The organism is Streptomyces lincolnensis (assembly GCF_001685355.1).
GTDB lineage: Bacteria > Actinomycetota > Actinomycetes > Streptomycetales > Streptomycetaceae > Streptomyces > Streptomyces lincolnensis.
The window spans coordinates 3,243,911-3,257,775 of record NZ_CP016438.1 but is presented as its reverse complement, the minus strand read 5'-3'; the positions used below and the strand labels follow the sequence as shown (position 1 = coordinate 3,257,775).

Here is a 13,865-nt window from a genome sequence, read left to right as displayed (position 1 = left end):
CCCCGGTGCAGGCGCACCCACTCAGGGGCGCGGGGAACTGCGCGACCAGCCACAACAGCCCCGCACCCGCCACTCAACCGGTCTGCCCCATACCCGCCGCGTTGGGCCAACTCTGGGCATGGGGCCACCCGGTGGCAGGCGCCGCCGTCAGATCCTGCGCCGCCGGCCCGGTCATCCCCCGGACCTGCGCGGCGGTGAGCCCACCCCGCGCGGGAACCCCGGGCGGGGTCGGCCCACCCATGGATCCGCCCATAGGTCCGCCCATGGGCCCACTCATCGGCCCGCTCATGGGTCCACCCATGGGCCCGGGCCCGGCCGCCGCGGCAGCAGGCACAGGCGTCGGGACGGGCGTGGGCATCGGCACGGGCGTGGGCATGGGCGTCGGTGCCGGCATGGGAGCCGGGGCGGGAGGGGGCGGGGGCGCGGCGGCCGGTACGGGCTGCGGCGCGGCCGCCGGTGCCATCGCCGGCATGGGAACCCCCATGCCCCCCGTCTGCTCCTGAGTCATCTGCGCCATCTGTGCCATCTGGGCCGCCGCGGGCATCGGCTGCCCCGCCCCGACGGCCATCGCCTGCGCCGCCAGCCCCTGCATACCGGCGCCGTTGGTGGAGCTGACCAGGCGGTCCACGGCCGCCGTACCCGAGCTGTAGCTGGTCCCTGTAGCCAGCTCGGGCACGGCGGCTCCCCTCCTGGTCCCGTAGAGCACCTGTTCCAGGCCGGACACCAGGCGACGCACGTCCACCTGGGGGCGCACCACGAGCCTCAGGAAGCGGCTGGACGAACCGATCTTGTTGCCGCATTCGCGGACCAGGATCCGGTGCTCGGTGAGCAGCCGGTCCCGGACCACCGTGCCTTCGGCGCCGACGGGCAGGCGCACGAAGAGGAAGTTGCCCTGCGAGGGGTAGACGGTCAGACCGGGCAGCGCGGAGAGCTGGCTCGCCATGTCGAGGCGGTCCCGGTACACCTGGCGAAGACTCTGCGCGTACTCGGCGCCGTGCTCCTTGAGGATGAACACGACGTACTCGGCGAAGGCGTTGAGGTTCCACTTCGGCAGCATGGAGCGGACCCGGCCCGCGAGCGCCGGGTTGGCGACCATGTAGCCGAACCGGATGCCGTGCAGGCCGAAGTTCTTGCCGAGGCTGCGCAGCACGATGACGTTCGGCCGCAGCATCGCCTCCTGGACCACGCTCGGTTCGGCCTCCGCGTCCGCGAACTCCAGGAACGACTCGTCGATGATGATCAGATCGAGGTCGGCCATCGCGTCCATGAACTGCACGATCGCGTGCTTGTGCAGGAAGCCGCCGTCGGGGTTGTTCGGGTTGCAGATGACGGCCACCCGGGTGTTGCGGGCGCGGATGAACTCGGCGTACTGGGCGAGGTCCAGGGCGAAGCCGCTGGACTCCTGGAGCGGGAACATGTCGACCCGCTTGCCGGTCTCCATGGGCTGGTCGGTCCAGCGGCCGAAGGTGGGGACGGGGATGGCGAGGGACTCGCGCACCAGCAGGTGGTCGATCCAGGTGATCAGCTCCGTCGAGCCGTTGCCCATCGCGACGCACTGCGGGGGGAGTTGGAGCAGGCTGCACAGCTCGGCCGTGATGGTGTCGGCGCTGCTCGGGTAGTACGTGATGATGTCCCGCAACCGGGCCGACATGTCGTCGAACATGGCCGGCGTGGGGAAGTAGGGGTTGCAGGGAATGCAGAAGTCGACCGGACCGGCCCCTTCGCCGCCCTCCCGCGTCAACGCCGCCATCGACGGGCTGTGCGCCGCGGTGCTGCGGAACAGCGAGGTGACGTTGTCAGCCAAGGGAGCCTCCGTATGGGGCGGGCCCGGCGGGGACGACCGGGCCCGTCGTCATTGGGTGGCCCGCGCGGGGGAGCGCGGGCCACTCCTACATACGGAGGCTGAGGTGACGCCGTTCAACATGTGTGAAAGAGGTGAGGATGAAGGGGCGCGGGGAACTGCGCGACCAGCCACAGCGGACCCGCAGCTCCCCACGGCCTTCTCAGCGGAGCGCTTACGCGTGGAAGGAGTGCACCGTCGTCGTCCGGTATGTCTGCCCCGGCCGCAGCACGGTCGAGGGGAACGACGGGTGGTTCGGCGCGTCCGGGAAGTGCTGCGTCTCCAGGCAGAGCGCGTCGCCCTGGCGGTAGGTGCGGTCGGACGGTCCGACCAGCGTGCCGTCGAGGAAGTTGCCCGAGTAGAACTGGAGACCGGGCTCGTTGGTGGCGATCTTCAGGGTGCGGCCGGAGGACGGGTCCCGGAGCGAGGCGACGTGTTCCGGCTTGGCCGTGATGCCCTTGTCGAGGACCCAGTTGTGGTCGAAGCCCTTGGCGGTGACCAGCTGCGTGTGACCGGTACGGATGTCCCGGCCGATGGCCTTGGCCTTGCGGAAGTCGAAGGGGGTGCCCGCGACCTTCGCGAGTTCACCGGTCGGGATCAGACCCGAGTCGGTGGGCGTGTAACGGGAGGCGGCGATCTTCAGCTCGTGGTCCTCGATCGTGCCGGTGCCCTCGCCGCCGAGGTTCCAGTAGACGTGGCTGGTCAGGTTGACGACGGTGGCCTTGTCGGTGGTGGCCTCGTAGTCGATGCGCCAGTCGCCGTGCTTGGTGAGGGTGTACGTCACCTTCACCTTGAGCGTGCCGGGGTAGCCCATCTCCCCGTCGACGGAGGTGTAGTACAGGTACAGGCCGACGTCGGAGCCCTTGGTGAACGGCTCGACGTCCCACACGCGCTTGTCGAAGCCCTGCGTGCCGCCGTGCAGGCTGTTGTCGCCGTCGTTGACGGACAGCTGGTACTTCTTGCCGTCCAGGGTGAACTGACCCTTGGCTATGCGGTTGCCGTAGCGGCCGATCAGCGCGCCGAAGTACGGGGTCTTGGCGACGTAGTCCTCGATGTTGTCGAAACCGAGGGACACGTTGGCGTACCGGCCGTGCCGGTCCGGGATCTCCAGGGACTGCACGACGCCGCCCCAGGAGAGGACCTTCAGGCGGGTGCCGCCGTTCTCCAGGGACCAGCGGTAGACCTTCGTACCGTCGGCCAGCTTGCCGAAGAGCTCCTTCACCGGCTTCCTGCCTCCTGTGGCGTGGGCTGTGCCGCCGAGCGTGGTGGCGGCGACGCCCGCCGCTGCCGCTCCCGCGATGACCGTGCGTCTGTTCAGTTCCATGTGCGACTCCCGTATAAGGGTGGGGCCCCGCCTTCCGGCGGGGCCCTCGCTTGTTACGAACCGGACTTGCGCTTGTTCCACACGTCGAACCCGACGGCCGCGAGCAGGGCCAGGCCCTTGATGACCTGCTGCCAGTCGGAGCCGACGCTCAGGAGGTTCATGCCGTTGTTCAGCACGCCGAGGACGAGACCGCCGATGATCGCGCCGAGGATGGTGCCGACACCACCGCTCATGGACGCGCCACCGATGAACGCCGAGGCGATCGCCTCGAGTTCGTAGTTCAGGCCCGCCTTCGGGGATGCCGCGTTCAGGCGGGCGGCGATCGCCAGACCCGCCAGGGCCGCGAGCGCGCCCATGTTCAGGAAGACAAGGAAGACGACCTTCTTGTCCTTGACGCCGGACAGCTTCGCCGCCGGCAGGTTGCCGCCGATCGCGTAGATGTGCCGGCCGAAGACCGCGTTGCGCATGACGTAGCCGTAGCCGACCACCAGCACGCCCAGGATCAGCAGGATGATCGGGGCGCCCTTGTAGCTGGCGAGCAGCATGGTCACGACGAGGATCGCGGCGACGATGAAGACCAGCTTGAGCAGGAAGAGGTTCCGCGGTATGACGTCCAGCGAGAACTCCATCTGCCGCTTGCGGTCACGGACCTCCTGGATGACGGCGAAGACGATCAGGGCCAGACCGAGCAGCAGCGTGATGTTGTGGTAGTTGGTGCTCGGGCCGGTCTCGGGCAGGAAGCCGTTGCCGATCTTCTGGAGTCCGTCCGGGAACGGGCCGAGGGTCTGGCCCTCCAGCAGGATCTCCGTCATACCGCGGAAGATCAGCATGCCCGCCAGGGTGACGATGAACGATGGTATGCCGAGATACGCGATGAAGAACCCTTGCACCGCGCCCGCCACGGCGCCCACCAGCAGAGACAGCACCACGGCCACCGGCCATGACACGTCGTGCTGCACGGTCAGTACGGCCGCGAACGCCCCGACGAACGCCGTCACCGAACCGACCGACAGGTCGATGTGGCCGGCGATGATCACCATCATCATGCCGATCGCGAGGATCAGCACATAGCTGTTCTGGAGGACCAGGTTGGAGACGTTGCGCGGCAGCAGCAGGTCGCCGTCGGTCCACACCGCGAAGAGGGCGACGATCAGACCGAGGGCGAGCAGCATGCCGTACTGGCGCATGTTGCGGCGCATCCCGTCCAGCATCAGCTGGAGCAGATTGGCTCCGTTGGCCGAGCCGCCGTTCTTCCCGGGCGCCGGGGCCGGGGACTTGGCGGTCACATCCGTGCTCATCGCGTTACCTCTTTGTCCTTCGTCATCTGGCGCATCAGCACTTCCTGCGTGGCCTCGGCCCGCGGGACCTCACCCGTGAGCCGGCCGGCGGCCATGGTGTAGATGCGGTCGCACATGCCGAGCAGTTCGGGCAGCTCGGAGGAGATGAAGACGACCGCCTTGCCCTGGGCGGCCAGCTGGTCGATGACCGTGTAGATCTCGTACTTGGCACCGACGTCGATACCGCGGGTCGGCTCGTCCAGGATCAGCACCTCGGGACCCGCGAAGATCCACTTGCTGAGGACGACCTTCTGCTGGTTGCCGCCGGACAGCTTGCCCACCGGCTCGGAGACGGTGGGCGCCTTGATGTTCATGGACTTGCGGAAGCCCTCGGAGACCCGCCGCTCCGCCTGCTCGTCGACGATCCCGCGCTTGGAAACCTTGCTCAGCGCGCTGAGCGAGATGTTGCGGTTGATGGTGTCGATGAGGTTGAGGCCGTAGTGCTTGCGGTCCTCGGTGACGTACGCGATGCCCTGCTTGACCGCGTCGGAGACGTGCCGGGTGCTGATCTCCCGGCCGTCCTTGAAGACCTGTCCACCCGCGTACCGGCCGTAGGTCCGCCCGAAGACGCTCATCGCGAGTTCGGTACGGCCCGCGCCCATCAGGCCCGCGATCCCGACGATCTCCCCGCGCTTGACGTCGATCGACACGTCGTCGACCACCTTGCGCGTCTGGTCGATCGGGTGGTGCACGGTCCAGTTGCGGATCTCCAGGGCCGGGGCCGCGTCCACCTCCCCCTCGTACGCGGTGCGCTCGGGGAAGCGGTGGTCGAGGTCACGGCCGACCATGCCGGAGATGATCCGGTCCTCGGTGGTCTCCGGCGCCTTCACATCGAGGGTCTCGATGGACTGCCCGTCCCGGATGATCGTCACCGAGTCGGCGACCTTGCGGATCTCGTTGAGCTTGTGGGAGATGATGATCGAGGTGATGCCCTGCTTCTTCAGCTCCAGGATCAGATCCAGGAGCTTGCCGCTGTCCTCGTCGTTCAGAGCCGCGGTCGGCTCGTCGAGGATGAGCAGCTTCACCTTCTTCGACAGCGCCTTGGCGATCTCCACCAGCTGCTGCTTGCCCACGCCGATGTCGGCGACGCGGGTCTCCGGGTGGTCGCTCAGACCGACCCGGCGCAGCAGCTCACTGGCGTGCTTCAGGGTGTCGTGCCAGTTGATGAGCCCGCGGGTGGCGTGCTCGTTGCCGAGGAAGATGTTCTCCGCGAGGGAGAGGAACGGCACCAGCGCGAGCTCCTGGTGGATGATGACGATGCCGTGCGCCTCGGACGCCCGGATGTCCTTGAACTGGCAGATCTCTCCGTCGAAGAGGATCTCGCCCTCGTAGGTGCCGTGTGGGTGGACGCCGGAGAGCACCTTCATCAAGGTCGACTTCCCGGCGCCGTTCTCACCGCAGATGGCGTGGACCTCGCCCTGCTGGACGGTCAGTGTGACGTCCGAGAGCGCTTTGACACCGGGAAAGGTCTTGACGATCGAGCGCATTTCCAGGACGGGTCCCGCCATGGTCGTGCCTTCCAATCTGTTGCCGGCAGTAGGCCGCGGTCGGTCAGTTGAGGTCGCTGGCCTTGTAGAAGCCGGAGTCGACGAGCTCCTTCTGCCAGTTGCCCTTGTCGACGCTCACCGGCTGGAGCAGGTACGCGGGCACGACCTTCGAACCGTTGTCGTAGGTCTTGGTGTCGTTGACCTCGGGCTTCTTGTCGTTGAGCGACGCGTCGACCATGTTGGCGGCGACCTTGGCGAGCTCGCGGATGTCCTTGAAGACCGTCTGCGTCTGCTGGCCCGCCTTGATCGACTTCACGGAGGCGACCTCGGCGTCCTGGCCGGTGATGACCGGCCACGGCTTGCTGGAGGTGCCGTAGCCGTCCGACTTCAGCGCGGAGATGATGCCGATCGAGATGCCGTCGTACGGCGAGAGGACCGCGTCGACCCGGCCGCTCTTGTAGGTGCCGGTCAGGATGTCGTCCATGCGCCGCTGGGCGGTGGCGCCGTCCCAGCGCAGGGTGGTGACCTGGGTGAGCTGGTTCTGGCCGGACTTGACCACCAGCTTCTTGTCGTCGATGTAGGGCTTGAGCACCTTCATCGCGCCGTTGAAGAAGTACTTGGTGTTGTTGTCGTCGTTGGAGCCGGCGAACAGCTCGATGTTGAACGGCCCCTTGCCGTCCTTCAGGCCGAGCTTGTCGACGATGTAGGTGGCCTGGAGCTCGCCGACCTTCTCGTTGTCGAAGGAGGCGTAGTAGTCGACGTTGTCCGTGCCGAGGATCAGGCGGTCGTAGGAGATGACCGGGATGCCCGCGTCCTTGGCCTCCTGGAGGACGTTGCCCAGCGACTTGTTGTCGATCGCTGCGACGATCAGCGCCTTGACGTCCTGCGTGATCATGTTCTCGATCTGCGAGACCTGCTGGTCGGGCTCGTCCTCGCCGTAGACCAGCTTGGTCTTGTAGCCCTTCGCCTTCAGTTCCTTCACGACGTTGTTGCCGTCGGCGATCCAGCGCTCGGAGGACTTGGTGGGCATCGAGATGCCGATGGTGGCGCCCTTGGTGCTGCCCGACGACCCCTCGCTGCCGCCCTCGCTGTTCTGGCCGCAGGCGGACAGGGTCAGGGCCAGGCAGGAGGCGGAGGCTATGGCGGTGAGTGCGGCTCGGCGAGTACGCATGATCATCATCCTTGATGTGGTGGGGCCGGGCTCGGTCTGGCGGTGCGGGCCGTTCGTTCCTGGAGGGTTCCTGGAGTCGGAGAGACCGAGAGAGAAGGTGTGTGGGATTGTGTGTGGCTGCGTCTGCTTTTGTGAAGGGGCGTTGTCCGGAACGTTATGAGGGAGTTTCGAACCGCTTCAGCGAGCCGGGCAGCCGGGAGCCCAGCGGCGCCATGTCGCCGTCCGCTCCGTGCCGTGCGAGCAGGTCCAGAGCGAGCCGACCGCGCCGTACACGTTCCCGGGCGGTGTTCAGGGTCAGATCGCGCATGTGGTGCCCGTACGGGTAGATCCCGGGGGCCTTCGACAGACCGAACTTCAGGTAGAGCGGAGCACCGCGCCGGATCAGCTCGGCGACCTCGTACATGCGCACGTAGCCGCCGAGATCGTCGGGCGCCTCGATGTACATGTCCATGGGGGCGGCGGACACCCGCCGGATCTCGGTGAGGTGATCGAGCGTCAGATCGCTGGGCACGTTGACCGAGTCGGCGCCCAGGTTCTCGTAGACCGCGTACGCCGCCGGGTTGACGGGCCCGATGAGGGCGCTCACCTTGAGCGTCGTGTCGGCCGGGATGATCCCGGCCAGGCGCGCCCGGTGCAGCGTCCACAGCACGCCCTCGTCGGCGACCAGGAGGCACTTGACGCCCAACTCCGTTGCCCGGACGGCGTCTTCGATGCACCCGGCGACGGCGTCGTGGCCGCGGGCGCGCAGGCCCCCGCCACGGGAGTCGGTACGGGTCGAGCCGCCGATGTCCCACGTGCCGCGCGGGCCGGTGAACAGGCAGAGCTCGATGTCACGTTCGGCGGTGGCCTCGACCATCTCGGTGATCTCGGAGTCGGTCAGCATCCACACGCCGCTGCCCTGGCTGATCCGGTGGATCGGCACATCGAGCCGCGAGGCCTCCTTCAGGACGACCGCGAGCGCTTCGGGACCCTCGCACGAGGGGATCTCGGTGCGCCAGCGGCCACCGCCGGGGAAGGCGTGCGGCGAGGCGTCGGCGGGGTCGAGGGCGGGCGCGGCCAGGCCGAGGGCGGTGAGTGCCTGCTCACCGGGCCGGCGGGCTGCCGTGGCGGAAGCGTCGGTCACAAGCTGTCCTTCTGTTCGGTATTTCGGACGAAGTTCGCGGCTCAGGGTGTGGAGGGCTGGTGGTACGCCGGTCCGGGAGTCGTCAGGTAGCTCCCGGACCGGCGTACGTCTAGGGGCGGAGCAACACCTTGCCCACCTTCGGATCACCGGACCCGACCAGCTCGATGGCCTGCGGGAACTCGGCCAGCGGCAGCTCGTGCGTGACCAGCGGCAGCGGATCGAGCAGTCCGGCGCCGAACACCCGCACCGTGTGCGCCCAGGCGTCCGGCGCGGCACCGAAGACGGTGTGCACCTCCAGCTGCCGTACGACCAGGTCCGTCGGGTCCAGACCCTCGGCGCCCGGCGCCGGGATCCCCGTCAGGACCAGGCGCCCGCCGCGCCTGAGCAGACCGGCGGCGGTGCGCGCGGCCGACGCGGACCCGGCGGTCTCGATGACGACGTCGAAGTCGTCAGGGAGCGGCTGGTCCTTGGTACGGAAGTCGGTGGCGCCGTACTGCCTCGACAGCGCCTCGCGGTCGTTGCGCGTGCCCACGACCAGCAGCTCGCCCGGCGAGCCCGCCTTCAGGAACTGCACGGCGAACATCCCGAGCGTTCCGGTGCCGACGACCGCGACGCGCTCGCCGGGCCGGGCGTTCGCCTTGATCGCGGCGGCCGCGATGCACGCGGCCGGTTCCAGCAGAGCCGCCGCCGTCAGGTCGGCGTCGTCCGGCAGGGCGTGCAGCAGCCGCGCCGGCAGGGTGAGGGTGGTGGCCATCGCCCCGGGCTGGGTGAACCCGGTCTCCTCGTACCCGGCGGTGCACAGGGTCGTCTCGCCCGCGTGGCAGCGGTCGCAGACCTGGCAGTTGCGGAAGCCCTCCCCGACCACCTTGCGGCCCACGAGGGACTCCGGCACCCCGGCGCCGACCGCCTCCACCGTCCCCGACCACTCGTGGCCGGGGGTGAGCGGGTAACGGACGTACCCCTCGGGCCGGTTGCCCTGGTACACCTCGCGGTCACTGCCGCAGATGCCCACGGCGTGCACGCGGACCAGCGCCTCGCCGGCCTCCGGTCGCCGGGGCTCGTGCGGGGTGAGCCGGTGCTCGCCCGGCGCCTCGATGACGACGGCGGTGCTCACTTCTGGGCGCCCTTCGGCTTGCGCTGCTCCCAGCCCTCGGCCCACAGGTCGAAGCGGGCCTGCTGCTGCGGGAACTCGGCGGCGGCCTCCACGTCCAGCTCGACACCGAGGCCGGGCTTGTCGGAGAGGTGGAAGTAGCCGTCGATCACCTCGGGCGCGCCCTTGACGACCTTCTTGATGTCCGCGTCGGCGAAGTCGTTGAAGTGCTCAAGGATCTTGAAGTTCGGCGCGGTGAAGCCGACCTGGAGGGAGGCGGCGGTCAGCACCGGGCCGCCCACGTTGTGCGGGGCCACCAGCATGTAGTGCGTCTCGGCGGTCGCGGCGAGCTTGCGGGTCTCCCAGATGCCGCCGATGTGACCGACGTCCGGCTGGATGATGTCGACGGCCTGGCTCTCGAACAGCTCGCGGAACTCGATGCGATCGTGAATCCGCTCACCCGTGGCGACCGGCATGTCGACCTTGGCGGCGACCTTCTCCAGCGCCTTGAGGTTCTCCGGCGGCACCGGCTCCTCCAGCCACGCGGGCTTGAAGGGGGCCAGCTCCCTGGCCAGCCGGACGGCGGTGGCGGGGGAGAAGCGGCCGTGCATCTCCAGCATCAGCTCGGCGTCCGGCCCGATGGCGTCGCGCACGGCCTCGATGAGGGAGACGGCGTACAGGCTCTGCTCGTGGTCGAGCTCGAAGTGCCCGGTACCGAACGGGTCGATCTTCAGGGCCTTGTACCCGCGCTCCATGACCGCCTGGGCGGCCTTGTGGTAGGCCTCCGGGGTCCGCTCGGTGGTGTACCAGCCGTTGGCGTACGCCTTCACCTTGTCGGTGACCTTGCCGCCCAGCAGCTGCCACACCGGCACGCCGAGGGCCTTGCCCTTGATGTCCCAGCAGGCCATCTCGACCACGGCGATGCCGGACATGACGATCTCGCCGGCCCGGCCGTAGTCGCCGTACTTCATACGGCGGACGAGGTCTTCCAGCGCGAACGGATCGGAACCCAGAATGTGGTTGGCCTCGGCCTCCCGCAGGTAGCCGATCAGCGCGTCGGTGTGTCCCAGCATCCGGGTCTCGCCGACTCCCGTGATGCCCTCGTCGGTGTGGACCAGGACGTATGTCAGGTTGCGCCACGGCGTCCCGACCACGTGTGTGCTGATTCCGGTGATGCGCACGGCAGTAGCCCCTTGCTCGCTTCGTCGGCTCTCAGTTTGCGTGTGTTCGAAATTTCGTCACACGTTCGAAATGCTGGCGTGACAGTAAGGACGGTGTGAGGGGGGTGTCAATGGGTCGAACGCATAACAGTTTCGACACTGCTTTCGATAGAGCTTTCGGAGGCGGTTTCCGCATGATCGAGAAGCTTGCCCACAACCCGCCACGCCGGAGCGCCCTCTTCCCTACACAACTTTCACAGTCGTGACTATGAAGGCCACCTAAGAGGAACTTAACCTTCCCGCGTCATGGACTACTGCCACCCGTGCCGCAGGCACCTCAACGGCGCCCTCGCCTGCCCGGGGTGCGGCGCGACGATCGACCAGATCCGCGCGGACGCGGCACAGGCACCCGCCTACGCGGGCGTGTACGACGCCGTGCCGTACGCGGAGAGTCCCTATGGGGCCGAGCAGGGGCACGCGCCGTACGAGAGCGCCTACGGGGCCGAGAGCGCCTACGGGGCCGCGGAGTACGCGGACGGTGCCGCTGTGGGTGCCGATGACGGAACCGACGACGGAGTCGGCGATCGTGAAGTGGTGGAGCCCGCGCCGGTACCGGCGGGCGGCGGCCGGGCGGCGCGTCGGCGCGCGCGGGGCCGCGGCGGACGGGGCGCGGTGGAGCCCGAGTTTTCCGAGAACTCCGAGAGCTCCGAGAGTTCCGAGGCTTACGACGACCTCGACGGTTCCGAAGGTTTCGACGACGAGGACGACCTCGCCGAGGCCGGGGGCGGTGCGAGCCGCCGCGACCGCAAAGCCGCCGCTCACCGCCGCCGTCGCCGCCGGGTCCTGCTCGTCGTCGCCGCGGCGGTGCTGGCGGCGGGCGGTCTGAGCCTCGCCGAACTCGGCATGGACGCCCCCGGCTCGGCCCCGAGACCGGCGGTGGCCGGGGACGAGTCGGCCGAGGGCGGCACGTCCTCGGAGGCGGACGCCTCCGCCCGGCCCTCGCCGGGCGCGGACGGCAAGAGTGACGGCGCCTCCGGCAAGTCCTCCCCGAGCGCCTCGCCCTCCCCGTCGGCCTCCGCGTCCCCGGACGACGACAAGGACAAGCCCAGCCCGAGCGCCTCGCCCACCGACGGCACGGTCCCCGGCACCTCGCCGACCACCCCCGGCGCCTCGGACCCGACCCGGGCGCCGACCCCCACCGCCGACCCGCCGAACCCGGATCCGACCCCGGAGCCGTCGCCCTCGCCGACGTGCGAGCGGTTCCTGTGGTGGTGCACCTGAGGGACGGCGGCCGACGCGTCTGAAGCGTTGACTTTCGCAAAGAACGCGAACGCCGGCGGCCGGTCGGGTCAGTCGCCGCGCGCCAGCGACTGGGCGTACGCCGCGAACTCGTACAGGGCCTCCATGCCACCCGGCCGCGGCGGATCCAGCGGGTCCCACCCCCTCGCCCGGTCCTCGGCGACCTGCATGAGCAGAGGCCGCCACCTCGGGTCGAGTGCGGCGCGGGCCCACTCCAGAGCCCCCTGCTTCGACGTCACCTCGCCGGTGTGCAGCGTGAACAGCATCCGGCAGTAGGTGGTCACGGCGCCTTGGCTCAACCGAGTTTGTCCCGGTTGTCGGCGGCCAGCATCCGCCGCAGCAGGCCCCGCAGGGACTCGCGCTCCTCGTGGGAGAGGCCCGCGAGCGGCTCCCGGGCGAACCGCAGCCCCTCCCGCAGTTCGCGGGCCACCCGCAGGCCCTCCTCGGTCGCGGCGGCCAGCTTCACCCGGCGGTCCGCGGAGTCCGTGCGCCGCTCCACCAGACCGCGCGACTCCAGCCGGTCCACGATCCCCGTCACGTTCGACGGCTCGCACTTCAGCCGCTGCGCCAGCTTGCGCATCGGCAGCGGCTCCAGGGACAGCAGGCTGAGCAGCCGGGCCTGGGCGCCGGTCAGCGTGTGCTCGGCGGCCGCGTCCTCGTAGTCCTCGTAGAAACGGGCCACGACGTCACCGATCAGCTCGACCACCTCCAGGGTCAGGGCGTCGGGACGGCGGGTCTTCTCAGGTGTGGCCATGGAAACCAGGGTACCCGGTTACTTGACAACATGAAATATTCAGGCGCATGGTTGTTTCAGGTACTGAAGTAAATGGAAAGGTCTTGGCATGATCAACCGCGAATGGCACCTCCTCTCCCGCCCCGTCGGGTGGCCCAGGCCCGAGGACTTCGCCCTGGCCGAGGCCGACGTCCCGACCCCCGGTGAGGGGCAGGTCCTCGTCCGGAACAAGTACCTCTCCGTCGACCCGTACATGCGTGGCCGCATGAGCGCGGCCAAGTCCTACATCGCCCCCTTCGAACTGGGCAAGGTCATGCAGGGCGGCGCGGTCGGCGAGGTCGTCGCCTCCAACGCCGAGGGCATCGCCGTCGGCGACCACGTCCTGCACTTCCTCGGCTGGCGCGAGTTCGCCGCCGTCGACGCCAAGAACGCCGTCAAGGTCGACCCGGACACCGCGCCCCTGTCCACCTACCTCGGCGTCCTCGGCATGACCGGTCTGACCGCCTACGCCGGTCTCCTGCGCACCGCCTCCTTCAAGGAGGGCGACTCGGTGTTCGTCTCCGGCGCGGCCGGTGCCGTCGGCGGCCAGGTCGGCCAGATCGCCCGGCTCAAGGGCGCCTCCCGGGTCATCGGCTCCGCCGGCTCCGACGAGAAGGTCAAGCTCCTCGTCGAGGAGTACGGCTTCGACGCCGCCTTCAACTACAAGTCCGGCCCGGTCGCCGAGCAGCTGCGCGAGGCCGCCCCGGACGGCGTCGACGTCTACTTCGACAACGTCGGCGGGGACCACCTGGAAGCCGCGATCGGGCAGCTCAACGTGCACGGCCGGATCGCCATCTGCGGAATGATCTCGGTCTACAACAACACCGAGCCCGCCCCCGGCCCGAAGAACCTCGCCCGCCTCATCCAGACCCGCGGCCGCATCGAGGGCCTCCTCGTCGGCGACCACTACGACCTCCAGCCGCAGTTCGTCCAGGAGGTCGGCCCCTGGGTCGCCTCGGGCGAGCTCAAGTACCGCGAGACGGTCGTCGAGGGCATCGAGAACAACCTTGAGGCGTTCCTCGGGGTGCTGCGGGGCGACAACACCGGGAAGATGATCGTCAAGCTCTGACCCCGATCCGAGCCGTTACGCCGCTCGGGCACCGTTCGTTGCGCACGACGGAGGCCGCACCCCTGGACGTGGGGTGCGGCCTCTGCCCCTTTTTTTTGGCTCTTTCGCCTTCGGGGCGCTCTCAGCCGGTGTCGAGACGGCGATCGTGCTCAGCCCTTCGGGCCTCCGCGCGTTCGCCGTCTCGACACCGGCG

Annotated in this window: 12 protein-coding genes; 2 read left to right on the top strand and 10 right to left on the bottom strand. The window is 69.0% G+C overall.

The window, feature by feature from the left end; translation table 11 throughout:
* Positions 1-73: 73 nt before the first annotated feature.
* The 8 genes from SLINC_RS14490 to SLINC_RS14455 form a co-directional block, all read right to left on the bottom strand.
* Positions 74-1,804 carry a pyridoxal phosphate-dependent aminotransferase gene (locus SLINC_RS14490; RefSeq protein ID WP_067431990.1) on the bottom strand — a complete coding sequence of 577 codons (1,731 nt, stop codon included), beginning with the start codon at positions 1,802-1,804 and terminating at the stop codon, positions 74-76.
* A 211-nt stretch (positions 1,805-2,015) separates the two neighbouring features.
* Positions 2,016-3,164, bottom strand: coding sequence for an aldose epimerase family protein (locus tag SLINC_RS14485; protein WP_067431986.1), 1,149 nt, complete (start codon positions 3,162-3,164; stop codon positions 2,016-2,018).
* 53 nt (positions 3,165-3,217) lie between these two features.
* On the bottom strand, positions 3,218-4,462 hold the full coding sequence (mmsB, locus tag SLINC_RS14480) for a multiple monosaccharide ABC transporter permease (RefSeq protein ID WP_067431984.1): 1,245 nt from the start codon (positions 4,460-4,462) through the stop codon (positions 3,218-3,220).
* Positions 4,459-6,009: a multiple monosaccharide ABC transporter ATP-binding protein gene (gene mmsA / locus SLINC_RS14475; RefSeq protein WP_067431981.1), complete on the bottom strand. Its 1,551-nt coding sequence runs from the start codon at positions 6,007-6,009 to the stop codon at positions 4,459-4,461. Before mmsA ends, mmsB begins: the two co-directional genes overlap by 4 nt.
* Before the next feature lie 43 nt (positions 6,010-6,052).
* A complete protein-coding gene (gene chvE, locus SLINC_RS14470) occupies positions 6,053-7,159 on the bottom strand; it encodes a multiple monosaccharide ABC transporter substrate-binding protein (RefSeq protein ID WP_107406823.1) in 1,107 nt (368 codons plus the stop codon).
* A gap of 154 nt (positions 7,160-7,313) precedes the next feature.
* Positions 7,314-8,282, bottom strand: a complete 969-nt coding sequence (locus SLINC_RS14465) for a glycosyltransferase family protein (protein ID WP_067431971.1) — start codon at positions 8,280-8,282, stop codon at positions 7,314-7,316.
* Positions 8,283-8,391: 109 nt separating this feature from the next.
* Positions 8,392-9,396 carry a zinc-dependent alcohol dehydrogenase gene (locus tag SLINC_RS14460; protein ID WP_067431968.1) on the bottom strand — a complete coding sequence of 335 codons (1,005 nt, stop codon included), beginning with the start codon at positions 9,394-9,396 and terminating at the stop codon, positions 8,392-8,394.
* Positions 9,393-10,553: a mandelate racemase/muconate lactonizing enzyme family protein gene (locus SLINC_RS14455; RefSeq protein WP_067431965.1), complete on the bottom strand. Its 1,161-nt coding sequence runs from the start codon at positions 10,551-10,553 to the stop codon at positions 9,393-9,395. Before SLINC_RS14455 ends, SLINC_RS14460 begins: the two co-directional genes overlap by 4 nt.
* Positions 10,554-10,838: 285 nt before the next feature.
* Here SLINC_RS14455 and SLINC_RS14450 point away from each other — a divergent pair, with 285 nt between their 5' ends.
* Entirely contained in the window at positions 10,839-11,813 is a 975-nt protein-coding gene (locus tag SLINC_RS14450) for an SCO2400 family protein (protein WP_067431962.1), read from the top strand.
* Positions 11,814-11,881: 68 nt separating this feature from the next.
* Here SLINC_RS14450 and SLINC_RS14445 read toward each other — a convergent pair whose 3' ends face one another.
* Together SLINC_RS14445 and SLINC_RS14440 are read right to left on the bottom strand one after the other, a co-directional pair.
* Entirely contained in the window at positions 11,882-12,115 is a 234-nt protein-coding gene (locus SLINC_RS14445) for an aminoglycoside adenylyltransferase domain-containing protein (protein ID WP_067431960.1), read from the bottom strand.
* An 11-nt stretch (positions 12,116-12,126) separates the two neighbouring features.
* Positions 12,127-12,585 carry a MarR family winged helix-turn-helix transcriptional regulator gene (locus SLINC_RS14440; protein WP_067431958.1) on the bottom strand — a complete coding sequence of 153 codons (459 nt, stop codon included), beginning with the start codon at positions 12,583-12,585 and terminating at the stop codon, positions 12,127-12,129.
* Between the two features lie 88 nt (positions 12,586-12,673).
* On the opposite strand from SLINC_RS14440, the gene SLINC_RS14435 reads away from it, so the two are divergent.
* Positions 12,674-13,672, top strand: coding sequence for an NADP-dependent oxidoreductase (locus SLINC_RS14435; protein ID WP_067431955.1), 999 nt, complete (start codon positions 12,674-12,676; stop codon positions 13,670-13,672).
* Positions 13,673-13,865 lie beyond the last annotated feature (193 nt).

Excerpts from the sequence above, each read along its gene's own strand:
- mmsB (WP_067431984.1), bottom strand. The coding sequence starts at position 4,462 with ATGAGCACGGATGTGACCGCCAAGTCCCCGGCCCCGGCGCCCGGGAAG.
- chvE (WP_107406823.1), bottom strand. The coding sequence starts at position 7,159 with ATGCGTACTCGCCGAGCCGCACTCACCGCCATAGCCTCCGCCTCCTGC.
- SLINC_RS14450 (WP_067431962.1), top strand. The coding sequence starts at position 10,839 with ATGGACTACTGCCACCCGTGCCGCAGGCACCTCAACGGCGCCCTCGCC.
- SLINC_RS14440 (WP_067431958.1), bottom strand. The coding sequence starts at position 12,585 with ATGGCCACACCTGAGAAGACCCGCCGTCCCGACGCCCTGACCCTGGAG.
- SLINC_RS14435 (WP_067431955.1), top strand. The coding sequence starts at position 12,674 with ATGATCAACCGCGAATGGCACCTCCTCTCCCGCCCCGTCGGGTGGCCC.
- mmsA (WP_067431981.1), bottom strand. The coding sequence starts at position 6,009 with ATGGCGGGACCCGTCCTGGAAATGCGCTCGATCGTCAAGACCTTTCCC.
- SLINC_RS14485 (WP_067431986.1), bottom strand. The coding sequence starts at position 3,164 with ATGGAACTGAACAGACGCACGGTCATCGCGGGAGCGGCAGCGGCGGGC.